The 14,122-nt window shown below is 63.1% G+C and carries 16 protein-coding genes; 6 read left to right on the forward strand and 10 right to left on the reverse strand.

Features of this window, described 5'->3' with window-relative positions:
• Positions 1 to 4 precede the first annotated feature (4 nt).
• Positions 5 to 1,204, reverse strand: a complete 1,200-nt coding sequence (locus BLW50_RS14730; protein WP_090703843.1) for an efflux RND transporter periplasmic adaptor subunit — start codon at positions 1,202 to 1,204, stop codon at positions 5 to 7.
• A 281-nt stretch (positions 1,205 to 1,485) separates the two neighbouring features.
• On the opposite strand from BLW50_RS14730, the gene BLW50_RS14735 reads away from it, so the two are divergent.
• The 5 genes from BLW50_RS14735 to lpxK all read left to right on the forward strand — a co-directional run bounded on the left by BLW50_RS14735 (position 1,486) and on the right by lpxK (position 5,933).
• On the forward strand, positions 1,486 to 2,331 hold the full coding sequence (locus tag BLW50_RS14735; RefSeq protein ID WP_244544250.1) for a 3'(2'),5'-bisphosphate nucleotidase CysQ: 846 nt from the start codon (positions 1,486 to 1,488) through the stop codon (positions 2,329 to 2,331).
• Positions 2,332 to 2,436: 105 nt separating this feature from the next.
• On the forward strand, positions 2,437 to 2,679 hold the full coding sequence (locus BLW50_RS14740; RefSeq protein ID WP_090703850.1) for a DUF4170 domain-containing protein: 243 nt from the start codon (positions 2,437 to 2,439) through the stop codon (positions 2,677 to 2,679).
• Positions 2,680 to 2,707: 28 nt separating this feature from the next.
• Positions 2,708 to 3,475 (forward strand): lysophospholipid acyltransferase family protein, encoded by a 768-nt coding sequence (locus BLW50_RS14745; RefSeq protein WP_244544251.1) that lies wholly within the window; start codon positions 2,708 to 2,710, stop codon positions 3,473 to 3,475.
• Positions 3,475 to 4,767 (forward strand): 3-deoxy-D-manno-octulosonic acid transferase, encoded by a 1,293-nt coding sequence (locus BLW50_RS14750; RefSeq protein ID WP_090703853.1) that lies wholly within the window; start codon positions 3,475 to 3,477, stop codon positions 4,765 to 4,767. Before BLW50_RS14745 ends, BLW50_RS14750 begins: the two co-directional genes overlap by 1 nt.
• 167 nt (positions 4,768 to 4,934) lie before the next feature.
• Entirely contained in the window at positions 4,935 to 5,933 is a 999-nt protein-coding gene (gene lpxK / locus BLW50_RS14755; RefSeq protein WP_090703858.1) for a tetraacyldisaccharide 4'-kinase, read from the forward strand.
• Here lpxK and BLW50_RS14760 read toward each other — a convergent pair.
• Both BLW50_RS14760 and BLW50_RS14765 read right to left on the reverse strand, forming a co-directional pair.
• Complete coding sequence (locus BLW50_RS14760; RefSeq protein ID WP_090709155.1) at positions 5,923 to 6,144, reverse strand: DUF2093 domain-containing protein; 222 nt, start codon at positions 6,142 to 6,144, stop codon at positions 5,923 to 5,925. The genes lpxK and BLW50_RS14760 overlap by 11 nt on opposite strands.
• Before the next feature lie 96 nt (positions 6,145 to 6,240).
• Positions 6,241 to 7,335 (reverse strand): glycosyltransferase family 2 protein, encoded by a 1,095-nt coding sequence (locus tag BLW50_RS14765; RefSeq protein WP_090703861.1) that lies wholly within the window; start codon positions 7,333 to 7,335, stop codon positions 6,241 to 6,243.
• Between the two features lie 121 nt (positions 7,336 to 7,456).
• On the opposite strand from BLW50_RS14765, the gene BLW50_RS14770 reads away from it, so the two are divergent.
• Positions 7,457 to 9,001: a glycosyltransferase family 39 protein gene (locus tag BLW50_RS14770; protein WP_090703864.1), complete on the forward strand. Its 1,545-nt coding sequence runs from the start codon at positions 7,457 to 7,459 to the stop codon at positions 8,999 to 9,001.
• A gap of 13 nt (positions 9,002 to 9,014) precedes the next feature.
• Here BLW50_RS14770 and BLW50_RS14775 read toward each other — a convergent pair whose 3' ends face one another.
• The 7 genes from BLW50_RS14775 to BLW50_RS14805 all read right to left on the reverse strand — a co-directional run bounded on the left by BLW50_RS14775 (position 9,015) and on the right by BLW50_RS14805 (position 13,915).
• On the reverse strand, positions 9,015 to 10,415 hold the full coding sequence (locus BLW50_RS14775; protein ID WP_090703868.1) for a bifunctional serine/threonine-protein kinase/universal stress protein: 1,401 nt from the start codon (positions 10,413 to 10,415) through the stop codon (positions 9,015 to 9,017).
• Between the two features lie 15 nt (positions 10,416 to 10,430).
• Positions 10,431 to 11,174 carry a metallophosphoesterase family protein gene (locus BLW50_RS14780; protein WP_090703871.1) on the reverse strand — a complete coding sequence of 248 codons (744 nt, stop codon included), beginning with the start codon at positions 11,172 to 11,174 and terminating at the stop codon, positions 10,431 to 10,433.
• A 166-nt stretch (positions 11,175 to 11,340) separates the two neighbouring features.
• Positions 11,341 to 11,829 carry a F0F1 ATP synthase subunit B family protein gene (locus tag BLW50_RS14785; RefSeq protein ID WP_090703874.1) on the reverse strand — a complete coding sequence of 163 codons (489 nt, stop codon included), beginning with the start codon at positions 11,827 to 11,829 and terminating at the stop codon, positions 11,341 to 11,343.
• 11 nt (positions 11,830 to 11,840) lie between these two features.
• Positions 11,841 to 12,386, reverse strand: coding sequence for a F0F1 ATP synthase subunit B family protein (locus BLW50_RS14790; RefSeq protein ID WP_090703878.1), 546 nt, complete (start codon positions 12,384 to 12,386; stop codon positions 11,841 to 11,843).
• Between the two features lie 76 nt (positions 12,387 to 12,462).
• Entirely contained in the window at positions 12,463 to 12,690 is a 228-nt protein-coding gene (locus BLW50_RS14795) for a F0F1 ATP synthase subunit C (RefSeq protein WP_090703882.1), read from the reverse strand.
• A 52-nt stretch (positions 12,691 to 12,742) separates the two neighbouring features.
• Positions 12,743 to 13,504, reverse strand: coding sequence for a F0F1 ATP synthase subunit A (locus tag BLW50_RS14800; protein WP_244544252.1), 762 nt, complete (start codon positions 13,502 to 13,504; stop codon positions 12,743 to 12,745).
• A gap of 33 nt (positions 13,505 to 13,537) precedes the next feature.
• Positions 13,538 to 13,915 (reverse strand): AtpZ/AtpI family protein, encoded by a 378-nt coding sequence (locus BLW50_RS14805; protein WP_090709159.1) that lies wholly within the window; start codon positions 13,913 to 13,915, stop codon positions 13,538 to 13,540.
• Between the last annotated feature and the right edge of the window lie 207 nt (positions 13,916 to 14,122).

A 14,122-nucleotide genomic window follows, 5' to 3' on the forward strand; every position in this document is an offset into this window, starting at 1 on the left:
GTGATTAGCGGGCGACGACGGCGGGGTCGGACGATGTGGCCGCCTGCTTGCCCGCCCCTTCGAGCGCGACCGTCTGGACGGTGGCGCCGGGGCGAATCCTCTGAATGCCGTCCAGGATTAGCCGATCGCCAGCCTCAAGCCCCTTCGAGATCCACCAATTGTTACCGATGGCGCGATGAATACCGACCGCGCGCGCTTCGACTTTGTTGTCGCTGTTGACGATAAGGGCCGTGGCATTGCCCTGCTGATCGCGGGTCACACCTTGCTGCGGCACGAGGATGCCTTGTTCGTCGATGCCTTCCTCGACCACCGCACGCACATACATGCCGGGCAACAGTTGTTCGTTGGGGTTGGGAAACACAGCCCGCAGCGTCACGGCGCCGGTGGTGGTCGAGACCGTCACGTCGGAGAATTCAAGGTGCCCTTCCAGCGGATAGACGCTGCCGTCCGGCAATAGCAGCTTGACCTTGCTACCGGCGGCACCTGAATTCTTCAACGTTCCATCGGCGAACTGGCGCTTCAGCCGCAGCAACTGCGTGCTCGATTGGGTGACATCGACATAGATCGGATCAAGCTGCTGCACGATGGCAAGGCTTGTGGATTGGCTCGCCGTGACCAGCGCGCCAGCGGTGACGGACGATTTGCCGACACGGCCGCTGATCGGCGAGGTCAGCTTGGTATAGGTCAGATTGATTTGGGCGCTGTCCAAGGCGGCCTTGGCCGAGGCCACGTCGGCGACATTCTGCTTCAAGGTCGCGGCAGCGTCGTCGGCATCCTGCTGGCTGACGGCCTTCTGCTTGGCGAGATCGCCGTAACGCTTGGCCTTCAGTTGCGAACTGACGACATTCGCTTCCGCCTTCTCAAGCGCGGCCTTGGCACTGTCATAGGAGGCTTGATAGCTCGCTGGATCGATCTGGTAGAGCAAATCGCCGGCCTTGACCTCGGACCCCTCCTTGAACACGCGGCTCTGAATAAGACCGCCGACCTGCGGGCGCACCTCGGCGATCAGAAAAGCGGTGGTGCGGCCCGGCAATTCGTTGGAGACGGCGATCCGCTCCCGCTTGATCGTGACGACGCCGACTTGCGGCGCGGCGCCCTGCGGTCCGGTCCCAGCAGCGTTTTTATCATTACAGCCTGCAAGCGCCGTCGCCGCAGTCAAGATCAAGCCGACGCCGGCATTTCGGACAAATCGCTGAGAACGCATTCGGGGAAACCTGTGGTTGCGAGAGCGGTGACGACCGCGCAGATGAGGACAATTATAAAACTATTAAGTTTTGTAATTGTCAAGAATTTCTGCTGCGCCGCACAAGAGCGCAGGCTTTTCAGCCAGATGGTCGGGTGAAGACCTCGTTATGGTAGAGGTAAAGCTGCCGACATTTCGGCGGTGCCCCTGAAACAGCCCGGTGGTTGCACCGGACGCTGAGCTTGCCTTAAGGAAACGGGACAGTTGCTGCCGTGCACAAGCGCGGCCGATCAGGAGCCCCGTTGGCCGATTTTTCCCAAGCCCATTCCCTGCTTGCCCATCCCCTGCTTGCCGCCATGAGCGACATCGCGCGCGACGCGGGGGCGATCGCCATGCGCTATTTCACCACCGGGGCCGAGACCTCGGCGCGCGTCGATTACAAAAACGGTGGCTCCCCGGTGAGTGAGGCCGATATCGCCGTCGACACGCTGCTGCGCGAGCGGCTGCGCCCGCTGGCGCCGGAAGCCGCCTGGCTGTCGGAGGAAACGGCTGATAATCCGGATCGGCTCAGCAGCGCCAAACTCTTCATCGTCGACCCGATCGACGGCACACGGGCTTTCATCAAGGGGGACGAACGCTGGTCGATCTCCATCGCGCTGGTGGAAAATCAACGGCCGATCCTGGCGATCTTGCACTTGCCGGCTATTGGCGACACCTTCGCTGCCGCCAAGGGCGGCGGCGCCTTCCTGCATCGCGCCGGCACCATCACTCAGCTGACGACCTCCGGCCGCGAGATTCTAGCCGGCAGCACCGTCGGCGGCCCGCTCGGCTTTCTCGACGCCCTGACTAAGAACCATCTCGACCTGGTGCGTGAGCCGCGCGTGCCCTCGCTCGCCTATCGCATGGCGCGGGTGGCGAGCGGCGATGTCGACGCCAGCATGGCCTCGGCCGACTCGTGGGATTGGGACGTCGCGGCGGCCGATCTCATCGTCAACGAGGCCGGCGGGCTTTTTACCGGGCTCGACGGGCAACAGCCGCTTTACAATCGCGAGCGGCCCCGGCATGGCATTCTGGCCGCCGGGCCGCCGGTGTTGCAGCGCCAACTTCTCGAAGCCATGCGTATCGCCCTACCACAAAAACCAAGCTAACCGGTCATATCGCCGCCGTCCGGGCAGCATAGTTTTTGCACGTCAAACATTCGCCGACAAACAACCGCCGATTTGCTATCCACCTTCCAATCAGAGATGGACCCCATGACCGACAAAGCTTCCAGCGCCCGCGAATCCCAGCAATTGCTGCATCTCGTCTTCGGCGGCGAACTCGAAAGCCTTAACAGCACCAATTTCCGCGACCCGGACGCGCTCGATATCGTCGGTATCTTCCCGAACTATGCCAGCGCCGAGAAGGCTTGGCGCGCCAAGGCGCAACAGACTGTCGATAACGCGCATATGCGCTATTTCATTGTGCATATGCACCGCTTCCTCGATCCGTCTTGATCGCGAAGCGCCCCAGAACGGGCTGATTATGTCGCTGATCAAAAAACTTGGCCGCTCAGGCCCGGTGCAGAGCGCCGCCGCATGGCTGGCGGCGCATTATCTGCGGTTGGTGCACGCGACGACACGCTATCAGATTGATCCACCCGATCTCGCCCAGCGCGCGCTTGCCGATCAGCCGGTGATCGGCACGATCTGGCATGGCCAGCATATGATGGCGCATTTCGCCTGGCCGCCGGGCTTGCGCGTGGCCGCTCTCATCTCGCGCAATGCCGATGCGGAGATCAACGCCAAGCTGCTTGAGAATCTCGGCGTCATTCCCATTCGCGGATCGGGCGGCAAGGGGGCTGAGAAAGTGCGCAAGCGCGGTGGGGCTCTGGCCCTGCGCGAAATGCTGCGCCTGCTCGGCGACAATGTTTCGCTGGTGCTGACCGCCGACGTGCCGAAGGTGTCGCGCATCACCGGCAAGGGCGTCGTGACATTAGCCCGCCTCTCCGGCCGACCGATTTATCCGTTCGCCGTCGTCAATCGACGGAAGATCGATTTCTCCTCCTGGGATCGGGCGAGCCTCGGCCTGCCCTTCACTCGTGGCGCCATCGTCGTCGCGCCGCCGATCCGCGTCGCGCCCAATGCCTCCGAGGCGGAGATGGAGAGCATCCGCCAGCATGTGGAGGCGGAACTCGACCGCGTCCATAAACAGGCCTATGCCATGGTCGGCGGCCGCGATCCCGGCGCCAAGCCCAACAAGCCCGCCCCTCGCGTCACGTCTTCGCCGCAACCGACAGGCAGAGAAGCCTGATGAGTTTTGCGTCCCTCTCCCTACTCGGCCTTTATCGCAGCGCGACAACGGCCCTCCTGCCCCTGGCTCCTGCCCTACTCGCCTGGCGTCAACGCCAAGGCAAGGAGGAGGCCGCGCGTATTGGCGAACGCAGCGGCGTGGCGCGCACGGCACGCCCGCCGGGGCGCCTCGCCTGGCTGCATGGCGCCAGTGTCGGCGAAGCGATTGCCCTGTTGCCGCTGGTCGCCAAACTGCGCCAACAAGGCCTACAGGTGCTGGTGACGACCGGCACGGTCACGTCGGCGCGCATTCTCGACGAGCGACTGCCGGCTGGCGCGATCCATCAATATATTCCACTCGACGTTTGCCGCTTCGTGCGCCGCTTTCTCGATCACTGGCGGCCCGATCTCGTGCTGTTCGCGGAATCAGAACTTTGGCCCAATGCGCTGGGCGAAGCGCATGCGCGGCGCATTCCGGTCATTCTCGTCAATGCGCGCCTGTCGCAACGCTCCTTCGATCGCTGGAAGAAACTGCCTCATACGGCGCGGCAGCTCCTGTCACACATCGATCTCTGCCTGGCGCAATCGGACGCCGACGCCGCGCGGTTTTCCGACCTTGGCGCGCCGCGCGTGCTCGTCGGCGGCAATCTCAAATATGATGTCGCCGCTTTGCCCGCCGATCCGGCGGAAGTGGCGCGCATGCAGGCGATGATCGGCTCGCGGCCTTTGTGGCTGGCCGCCTCGACCCATGAAGGCGAAGAGAAGATCGCGCTTGCCGTCCATCGCCAGCTCGGCCAGCGCATTCCCGATCTCGTTACCATCATCGCGCCACGCCATGCGGAGCGCGGCGCGCAGATCGCCAATCTGGCGGCGCAGGACGGCCTGCAGCCTTATCAGCGCTCGCAAGGCGACGCCATTCCGCCTGGCGCGCAAGTCTATATCGCCGACACCATGGGTGAGCTCGGCCTGCTCTACCGGCTCGCCAGCATCGTCTTCGTCGGTAAGTCACTGGCCGCGACCGGCGGACAAAATCCGATAGAGCCCGCAAAGCTTGGCGCCGCCATCTTGCATGGGCCCCATGTCGGCAATTTCATCGAGGTCTATGACGAACTCGATCGTTCCGGCGGCGCCCTGGAAGTGGGCGACCGCGATACATTGGCGCGCACCCTGCTGGCGCTGATGGCCGACGGCCAGCGCTTGCGCATCATGGTACGCCGGGCCGGGGAAACGGTGGCGCAGCTCGGCGGCGCGTCAGACCGAATCATGGGGGCGCTCGAGCCCTATCTTCTGCAATTGCGGGTCGGTCGGCGCTAAGGCATGATCTGAAGCAAATCGCGTTTCGATAGAAACGCGATTTGCTCAGCGTCATTTTGATTTTGACGCGTCTTCAAATTATGAAACGCTATGGCCATGGCGACTCGGCGGACTGTTCTCGCGCGACGTTTGATGACCGACCTCACCCAGAGTCGGATCGCTGCCTGATGCGTGCCCCGGAATTCTGGTGGCAGGAGCGCCCCAGTGCGCTGGCCCGCGTGCTTTCCCCCCTCGGCCAAGCCTTCGGCGCCATCACCCGTCGCCGCATGCAGCGATCGGGGACGCGCCTCAGCATACCCGTGATCTGTATTGGTAATTTCGTCGCCGGCGGCGCCGGCAAAACGCCCACCGCCATTGCCATCGCCCGACGGCTCGATGCGCGTGGCGAAGCACCCTATTTCCTCTCGCGCGGCTATGGCGCGACGGCCCGGCCGCAGGGCGGCCCGATCCTCGTCGACCCCGCCAAGCACAGCGCCAGCGAAGTTGGCGACGAACCGCTGCTGCTCGTCCGCCATGCGCCCACCATCGTCGCCGCCGACCGCGTGGCGGCGGCGCGCATGGCGATCAAGGCGGGCGCCAGCGTGCTGGTTATGGATGATGGCCTGCAAAACCCGGCCTTGCACAAGGATCTGTCGATTGCCGTGGTCGATAGCGCGACGGGCATCGGCAACGGCCTGTGCATCCCGGCCGGGCCGCTGCGGGCGCCGCTTGCCGACCAGTTGATCGGCGTCGACGCTCTGGTGACGATCGGCGGCGGCCCGCGTGCCAAGGGGCCGACCCTGATGGCGCGCGAACGCGCCTTGCCTGTCATCGAGGCTGTGCTCGAACCCGACGCCTCGGGCCGCGCACGGCTGGCGCGGCAGAAGGTCGTGGCCTTCGCTGGCATCGGGCGCCCTGAGAAGTTCTTCAAGACCTTGCGGGAGCTGGGCGCTAACGTGGCGCAAGCTCTGCCGTTTCCCGACCATCATCCCTATTCCAGCGCCGATATCTCGATGCTGAAATCGGCGGCGCGGCAGGCAGGCGCCATGCTGGTGACGACGGAAAAGGATTATGTGCGGCTACAGCATCTCAAGGATCTGCCGCCGATCGATACGCTGGCCGTGACGCTCGAACCTCGGCAGACCGAGGCGTTCGACCAGCTCCTCGACGACCTGCTTAGAGCTTAACCTTGAGGCCAAGCCGATCAAGCTTAGCCTGCGGCGTGGCATAGGCCTCTTGGAGATCGACGTCCCAGTAGCGCAATTCCTCGATCGGAATCGGCTCTTCGGTCACCTTGCAGCGCACGAACGTGCCGGGGCGCAGCACGCGGAAATCGCCGTCCAGGTAACGGACTTCGGCTTCGACGCCGGGCTGCGGGAAACGTTCCATTCGGTTCATCGGCATGCTTCGCTGCTAGATTGCACCCGACATACATAGTCTCTTGGCCAGGAAACACCAAGCGTGCGCCAAGACCACTTGAGGATCACATCGAGATTACTTCTTGCGCCAGACGATGCTGGAGCTGAGGGCATAGTTCCAGATGGCGCCGACGGCGGCGCCGGCAATGCCCGCCAGCCACCACGTCGGCTCGCGCATGAACAGCCAATTGGCCATGCCAACATTGGCGACGGCACCGATGCCGCACACCAGATAGAAGAGCAGCAGGCCATAGACAAAGGCGCCACCGTGCAAGCGGCTGTCGCGATAGGTGATCTGGTTGTTGATATAGAAATTCCAGGTCATGGCGACCAAGGTCGCCAGCGATTGCGCCACCGCAAACGACAGGCCGGCGGTGATCAAGGCCAATCGCAGCACGATCAGATGCACCACGACACCACTGGCGCCGACGATGGCGAAGAAGACGAAACGCACCGGCAGCAGGCCGCGCGTCAATTTGTTGAGCAACAGGCCAGCGAAATCGAGCACGACTCTTGAATCCAGTTTTGACTCGCCCGCATGACGCGGCCGGAAGTCGAAGCCGATCTCTTCCGTCCGCAAACTATCGCCTGCAGTGATGAGAATATCGGCAAGAATTTTGAAGCCCGATTGTTCGAGCTGTGGCGCCAGACGATCGAACGCCTCGCGGCGCATCATGAAGAAGCCGCTCAGCACATCATTGACGCCGCGCGGAAAGAAACGCCCGACGATGGTGGCGACAATACGGCTCGAGGCCTCGCGCTTCGCCGACAAGCCGCCAGTGGCGCTACCGTCGCCAGCCAGACGCGAGCCAACGACGAGATCGAGCTGGCCCGCTTCCAGCCGTTGCAGCATGCGCGGCAGAATGGCTTCGTCATGCTGCAGATCCGCGTCCATCACCGCCACATAGGGCGCGGCCGAGGAGAGCATGCCTTCGATACAGGCCCCTGACAGGCCCCGGCGATGGACCCGGCGCAGGCAGCGCACGCGAGGGTCAGCATCGGCCAACTGTTTGGCCAGTTCCGCCGTGCCATCGGGGCTGTTGTCGTCGACGAAGACCATTTCCCAGCCGCCGGCCGGGCCAAAGGCTGCGTCGACCCGTCGCACGAGTTCGGCGATGTTGCCGCGCTCATTGAACGTCGGCACGACGATGGTCAGGCGGGGGGAGGACATGGGGGATCGATTAGCCGTTGCATCCGCACGGGGCAACCGGCAAATCGCCCGAATCGGCCCCCGTTGACTTCGCCACGCGCAGCGTGTGGGGATCGCCCCGCCAGACTAACGAGGACATGCCGTGCCGAATCCAGCCCAAACCAGGAGCCAGACGACCGATTTCGCTCGGGCCGCCCTGATCGTCCTCGCCGTCGCGGCGCTGTTCCGGGTGATCCTGGCGGCCAATCTGGGGCTCGGCATCGATGAGACCTATACGGTCGTCACCGCCCGCCATCTGGAATGGAGCTATTTCGACCATCCGCCGCTCGCCTGGTGGATCACGGGCCTGACGGAGCGGCTGGCGGGCACGGAATGGGCGCCCGTCGTGCGGCTGCCCTTCATTCTGCTCGGCTGCCTGACCGGCTGGATGCTGTTTCTGCTGACCCGGCGGCTCTACGACGCACGCGCGGGCTTTTTCGCCGTTCTGGCCTATGTCTGCGCGCCCGTCACCGGCGTCACCGCCGGCACCTTCGTCGTGCCCGACGGTCCGCTGATGCTGGCCATGATCGCTGGCGCCTATTGCCTGGCCCGTGCCCTGCTCGACGACCCCGCGGCCGCCGGACGCTGGTGGATCGCAGCCGGCGTCTGCGGCGGACTGGCGCTCCTATCGAAATATCATGGCATCTTCCTGTTCGCGGGCACCGGCCTGTTTCTGGTGACGAGCCGCACCCAACGGCGCTGGTTCCTGTCGCCCTGGCCCTATTTGGGCTTCCTGATCGCGGTCGCGCTGTTCCTGCCCGTCCTCATTTGGAATGCCGAAAACGGCTGGGTGTCCTTCCTGTTCCAGGGCGGGCGCGGCGGCGCGGCGCAACTGCGGCTGCTGGCGCCGCTGACCGTCCTCGGCGGCCAGGCCTTGTTCCTCTTGCCCTGGATCTGGTTCGGCCTGGTGGCGACCGGCATCGGCGCGGTACGACGCGGCCCCGCCGACAGCCGGTCCTGGCTGCTCTTGTGTCTGGCGATCGGCCCGATCCTCGTTTTCACTCTTGTCGCCGCCTGGTCCTCGACCCGCGTGTTCCCGCATTGGGCGGCGCCCGGCTATCTGATGCTGTTCCCGCTGCTCGGCGCGGCGGTCTCGGCGCGCTGGGACAAGGCGGCCTCGCGTATGCGGGGATGGGCCAAGGCCACGGCCATCGTCACCGCCACGGCCATCGTCATCGCTTCGACGTTTGCCCGTATCGGCTGGCCACCGGTGCCGCTCGCCGCTTTGGAGAAGATGCGCGATCCGCTGATCGAGACGACCGACTGGCATGATCTCTCAACGGCCCTGGCCGCCCGCGGTCTGCTCGGCAAGCCCAACACCTTCGTCACCGGCCTGCGCTGGCTACATACGGCGAAGATCGATTACGGGTTACGCGGCCAGATGCCCGTTTTGTGCATTTGCGACGATCCGCGCGGCTATGGCGTGCTGGCGCCGGCAGAGCCTTTTGTCGGCCAGGATGCGGTGATCGTGCGGCCGCTGCCGGATTTCCAGAGTGTCGAGTCGCTTGTCGGCAAGAACTTCGACTCGATCGAACCGCTCGGCACCATCGATATCACCCGCGCCGGCAAACCCTCGCTGCAAGCCGAGCTCTATCTCGGCCGCCGGTTGAAGCCAGGCTGGCAACCACCATGGCGCGCGACGCCTTGAAGAGGTTGATGCTTTAGCTGCTCGTTGGCTCAGGCGCGCGCACCACGGTCACCGTGCAATGGGCGCGGGCCACCACTTCCGACGACACGCTGCCGAGATAGCGGCGCAGAGTGGAGTGTCCGCGCGCGCAGATCAGAATCTGATCAGCGTGGCTGGTGCGGGCGAATTCCAGCAGCGACTCAGCGATATCCAACGCTTCCAGCACATGAAACGACAGCTTGCCCTGATCGAGCCCCAGCGGTCGTGCCCAATCTTTCAGTTCGACCAGACGCTGCACATGCTTGTTGCGACCGTCGGAATCGAAGGCTTCGTGCATGAAGACAGCGGACAGCTTCATCACATTGATGCAAGCAATCCGCACATCGGCAACAGAGGCCACCACGCGTTGGGTTTCGACGAACAAGGCCTCGGCGAGATATTCGAAGCCTTCGGAAAGATCGACGCAGACGATGACGATCGGATCGGATGTCGCCGAATAGGGCTGCGGTTCAGCCGGCGGCAGAGCACGCGCCTTGAGCCAGGCGCGCAGTTGCAGGAACAGACTTGAGCGCTTCAACCGTTCGGCGCGCTCGGTCAGCTTCACCGCATCGGGATGTTGCAGGTTAAAGGCGAGGCGCGCTGCCGTCTGGTAGCGCTTGGCCGGATTGGGCTCGACGCAGCGCAGGATGATCTCCTGCAACCAGGGCGGCACATCGGGTCTGATCTTGCGCGGCGGCACGGGATCGCGCCACAGCCGCGTGCGCAAAGCCTGGCGCGATTGCGGCAGGCCGAAAGGTCGCTCGCCTGTCGCCAAATGATAGAGCAGCACGCCCAGCGAGAAGATATCGGAGCGCGGATCGCTACGGTCCTGGCGCACCTGCTCCGGCGAAATATAGGGCGCGGTGCCCATCGGCAGGCGGAACTCGGCTTCGAGCAGATCCGGCATCTCGAGATGGCGCGATAGGCCGAAATCGATGAAGACCGCTTCGCCGGTCTTCCGCATCACGATGTTGGACGGCTTGATGTCGTGATGGATGACCTTCTGCCGATGCAGGTCGACGAGGGCGGTCGCCACTTTCTGGCCGATGGCTGCGACTTCTTGCGGCGGCAGCGGCGACTTTTCGAACAAGGGATAAAGCGTTTCGCCGTCGATATATTCCATCGCGATGTAGGGACGGCGGGCATAGTCGCCTACGCTATAGACCTTCGGCACATGGATGCCCGACAGGCGCGGCAGAATCATCATCTCCATTTCGAAGCCGACGATCACCGTCGCATCATCGGCGTCGATGATCTTGGGCACTTTGAAGAGGACACGACCCGGAATATCGGGATGGCTGGCGCGGTAGATGATCGCCATGCCACCGACGTGCACCTGCTCCTCGACGGTGAAGCCGTCGATGACCTCCCCGATCCGCACGTCCATTTTGCTCATGACGTGCTCATAGCTCTATCGGCCAATGAACAGGCGCGCGCCCAGAATTTTCGGTAGATCGGCGGCATGGATCTTTCGGGCTGCCTCCTCGATGTCATAGGGCACGCGCCAATATGTCAGTTCATTCTTGGTCGTGTCGAGAATGCTGTAGGCCGCCGACGGATTTTTATCACGCGGCTGGCCGACGGCGCCCTGGACCGCCAACCATTGGCGATGACCGACCAGGGGGATCGGCGCGCCGGGTTTGGGCGTAAAGAGCTTCGCCGGTTTGGCCGGCGTCATATGGTACAATTGCGGAATGTGGATGTGTCCGCAAAAGGTCAGCCGCTGGCGCGTGGCGCGCAGGCTGCGTTCGGCGCTGCTCTCGTCGCCGACATAGAGCCACTGCGTCGGCGCCGACGCATCCGAATGAACATAGAGGCGATCTTCATCCTCCACCCGCATCAGCAGGCTTTCGAGAAAGTCGCGCCGCGGCTGATCGAGCTGGTTATGGGTCCATTCGATGGCCGCTTTGGCATAGTCATTCATGCCGGTGGTGATGCCCTTGGCGGCGGCGTAATCGTGATTGCCCATCAAAGCGACGGCGCCATCGGCGCACAGATCGGCCACCCGCTCAACGATATAGGCGGGATCGGCGCCATAGCCAACGAGATCCCCGAGAAAGACGAATTGATCGATGTTCTGGCGGACCGCATGGGCGAAGCAGGCGTCAAAGGCCTCGCGATTGCCGTGAATGTCCGAAAAGAAGCAGATACGCATAAGCGGGCTTGCCCTCGATACCCTTCACTCCCGCCGGCGGCGGTATTGGTCAAGCGCCGACCTCTTTAACTTAGCGCACACCTACCTTGACCGCAGCTAATTGCAAAGAAAAAACCCCGGAGATTCCCCGGGGTTTGATCAGAAGCTTGTGTTTGGCGCTGAGTGCTTAGTGGACCAGCCGGCTTTTCAGCTCGCCGATGCCCTTGGTGATCAGGTTGGCGGCGGCCTCGCCCTTGGTCTCGACCTTCAGGACCGTTTCGGCGGCCTTGACGGCAATGTCGGCGACGATGGCGCGCACGTCATTGGTGGCCTGGGCCTCAGCCATGGCGATCTTCGCCTCGGCCTGTTTGGTGCGCCGGGCAACGAAATCCTGCATGCGCTCGGCGGTTTCCTTGGCCATGGCTTCCGCTTCGGTCTTGGCTTGCGCCACGATCGCATCGGCCTCGGCCTGCGCCTCAATCGCCTTCTTCTTGAACGAGGCGAGCACGGCTTCCGCCTCCTCGCGCAGGCGACGGGCCTGGTCGAGTTCGTCGGCGATCATTTTGCTACGGCCATCAAGCCCGCTCAGAATCGTCCGATGCACGCCGAGATAGCCCAGCAACAGCACGAAGAGGACGAAACCGACGGCGACGTAAAATTCGGCATCGAAATGCATGGGGCGAACTCCTAGCCGATCTTCTCGGCGGCGACCGCACGGGCGAGCGCGCCCGCATCGGCACCCTTGCCGGTGATGTGCTTGATGATCTCACCAGCGGTGTCGGTGGCGAGAGATGCGACCGAGCCCATGGCCTGCGCCTTGGTCGAAGCGATCTGCGCTTCCGCGGCGGCGAGCTTGTCGTTGAGGCCAGCCTCAAGCGTTTTGCGATCGCTCTCGATCTGAACGTTCAGCTTGTCGCGCATCTGCTGCACGGTGGTCTGCGCATTGCCCTTGGCATCGCTCAACGCCTTTTCATAGGCGACGGCGGCGTCATCGGCCTGCTTCTGCATGTCGGCGGCGCTCTTGAGATCGCCGGTGATGCGGCCCTCACGCGTCTGGAGGATTTCAGCGACGCGCGGCAGCGCCACCCGCGACATCAGCCAGTAGAGCAGACCGAAAGTGATCGCGAGCCAGACGAGCTGCGAGGCGAACCACGTCGGATCGAACGGCGGAAACACGGCTTCAGCGGCGGCACCGGCGGCCGGTGTTGCTGCATAGGCGCTGGAGATGAGCATGCTGCTATCCCGAAAACGGTGTGGAGTGAAACGAGCAAGAATGCCGCGCGCACCGATGTGCGCGCGGCTTCAGTTCTTACTTCACGAACAGCAGGATGATCGCGACGAGAAACGCGAAAATGCCGAGACCTTCCGCGAGCGCGGCGCCGATGAAGGCGCGGCCGAACTGACCGTCGGCGGCCGACGGGTTGCGCAGAGCGCCGGAGAGGAAGTTACCGAAAATCGTACCGACGCCGACGGCGGCGATGCCCATGCCGATCGCCGCGAGACCTGCGCCAATCCATTTTGCTGCTACGGGATCCATATTGAACTCCTGTTCGTGTGTTGTGGGCGACTATTTGTTGTTCAATGAATTATCAGTGGCCCGGGTGAATTGCGTCGTTCAGATAGACGCAAGTTAGAATGGCGAAAACATACGCCTGAAGAACAGCGACCAGCAGCTCGAAAGCCGTCAGGCCGACGATGGCGAGAAGCGGCAGCGGCGCCAGAATGGACGCTGCACCAGCGCCAGTCAGCATGACCACAAAGCCAGCGAACACTTTCAAGGTGATGTGGCCGGCGAGCATGTTGGCGAAAAGACGAACCGAGAGTGAGATCGGCCGCGACACGAAGGAGATCACTTCGATCATCATGAGGAACGGCAGCAGGAACGGCGAAACGCCGGACGGCACGAACAGCTTCAAGAAATGCATGCCGTGCTTGTAGAAGCCGTAGATGATGACGGTGAGGATGACGAGCGCCGCCAGAGCGAAGGTGACGATGATCTGGCTGGTCACCGTGTAGGTGTAGGGGATCAGGCCGAGCACGTTCGAGAAGACAACGAACATGAACAGAGAGAACACCAGCGGGAAGAACTTCATGCCGTGATCGCCGGCGGTTGAGCGCACGGTCGAGGCGACGAATTCATAAGCCATTTCGGCGGCGGCCTGCAGGCGGCCCGGCACCAGAGCCTTGCTGCTCGTGCCCCACAGCATCAACAGCGAGATGCCGGCCAGAATGATGACCATGAACAAGGAAGAATTGGTGAAGGAGACGTCAACATTGCCGAGACCGATCTTCACGATCGGATGAATCTCAAACTGGTGGATCGGATCGATCGCGTTTGCTTCAGCCGCCACTTCGTCACCCTTCTCATCAGCGCAAGATGCGCATCAGGCCTTGTCTTCGTCTTTCGGCTTTGCCGGTCCGGTCGGACGCGAGGCAATGCGATAGACATTATAGAAACCCGCCGCCGTCCCCAGCCCCAGAAAGAGGATGAGAAACAACGGCGTCGTTGAAAACCACGCATCGAGCTGCCAGCCGATTAGAAAACCGACCACAACCCCCGCCACGAACTCCGACAGGACGCGGATGCCTAAACTCAGCGCCCGCCCCGTCTCGGCTCCCGAGAAGTCCGTATTCGCCCCTGCCTTGCGCTCACGCGCTTCAAGGTTCTGGTCCTTCAGCGCGCCCGACAAACGGTCGAGACGCGCGCGAAGTTCAAGATCCTCGCGGCTCCGGCGAGCTTCGTCACTTTCGTCCCCGGACATCAGCGGTCTCATGCGGCGCGGCCTGCGCTCGCGCAAGTGCGACGCCTGAAAAAATGAGAGATTCCCTTGCGAGCCGGGCGCAACATATTGACGCGGGTATGGCCTGTCAATGCATCTGCGCGCCGATCGCAAAACAGGAAGTATCAGTCTTTTCATTATCTTGTAAGATACCAAAGGGGCTTTTCCCCGGACCAGGTTTCTGCTCGG

This window comes from Beijerinckia sp. 28-YEA-48, from assembly GCF_900104955.1.
Classification (GTDB): domain Bacteria; phylum Pseudomonadota; class Alphaproteobacteria; order Rhizobiales; family Beijerinckiaceae; genus Terripilifer.

Coding starts and splice junctions, on each gene's coding strand:
- BLW50_RS14730 (WP_090703843.1), bottom strand. CDS start 1,204: ATGCGTTCTCAGCGATTTGTCCGAAATGCCGGCGTCGGCTTGATCTTG.
- BLW50_RS14740 (WP_090703850.1), top strand. CDS start 2,437: ATGACCGACAAAGCTTCCAGCGCCCGCGAATCCCAGCAATTGCTGCAT.
- BLW50_RS14745 (WP_244544251.1), top strand. CDS start 2,708: ATGTCGCTGATCAAAAAACTTGGCCGCTCAGGCCCGGTGCAGAGCGCC.
- BLW50_RS14750 (WP_090703853.1), top strand. CDS start 3,475: ATGAGTTTTGCGTCCCTCTCCCTACTCGGCCTTTATCGCAGCGCGACA.
- lpxK (WP_090703858.1), top strand. CDS start 4,935: ATGCGTGCCCCGGAATTCTGGTGGCAGGAGCGCCCCAGTGCGCTGGCC.
- BLW50_RS14760 (WP_090709155.1), bottom strand. CDS start 6,144: ATGAACCGAATGGAACGTTTCCCGCAGCCCGGCGTCGAAGCCGAAGTC.
- BLW50_RS14765 (WP_090703861.1), bottom strand. CDS start 7,335: ATGTCCTCCCCCCGCCTGACCATCGTCGTGCCGACGTTCAATGAGCGC.
- BLW50_RS14775 (WP_090703868.1), bottom strand. CDS start 10,415: ATGAGCAAAATGGACGTGCGGATCGGGGAGGTCATCGACGGCTTCACC.
- BLW50_RS14780 (WP_090703871.1), bottom strand. CDS start 11,174: ATGCGTATCTGCTTCTTTTCGGACATTCACGGCAATCGCGAGGCCTTT.
- BLW50_RS14785 (WP_090703874.1), bottom strand. CDS start 11,829: ATGCATTTCGATGCCGAATTTTACGTCGCCGTCGGTTTCGTCCTCTTC.
- BLW50_RS14790 (WP_090703878.1), bottom strand. CDS start 12,386: ATGCTCATCTCCAGCGCCTATGCAGCAACACCGGCCGCCGGTGCCGCC.
- BLW50_RS14795 (WP_090703882.1), bottom strand. CDS start 12,690: ATGGATCCCGTAGCAGCAAAATGGATTGGCGCAGGTCTCGCGGCGATC.
- BLW50_RS14805 (WP_090709159.1), bottom strand. CDS start 13,915: ATGTCCGGGGACGAAAGTGACGAAGCTCGCCGGAGCCGCGAGGATCTT.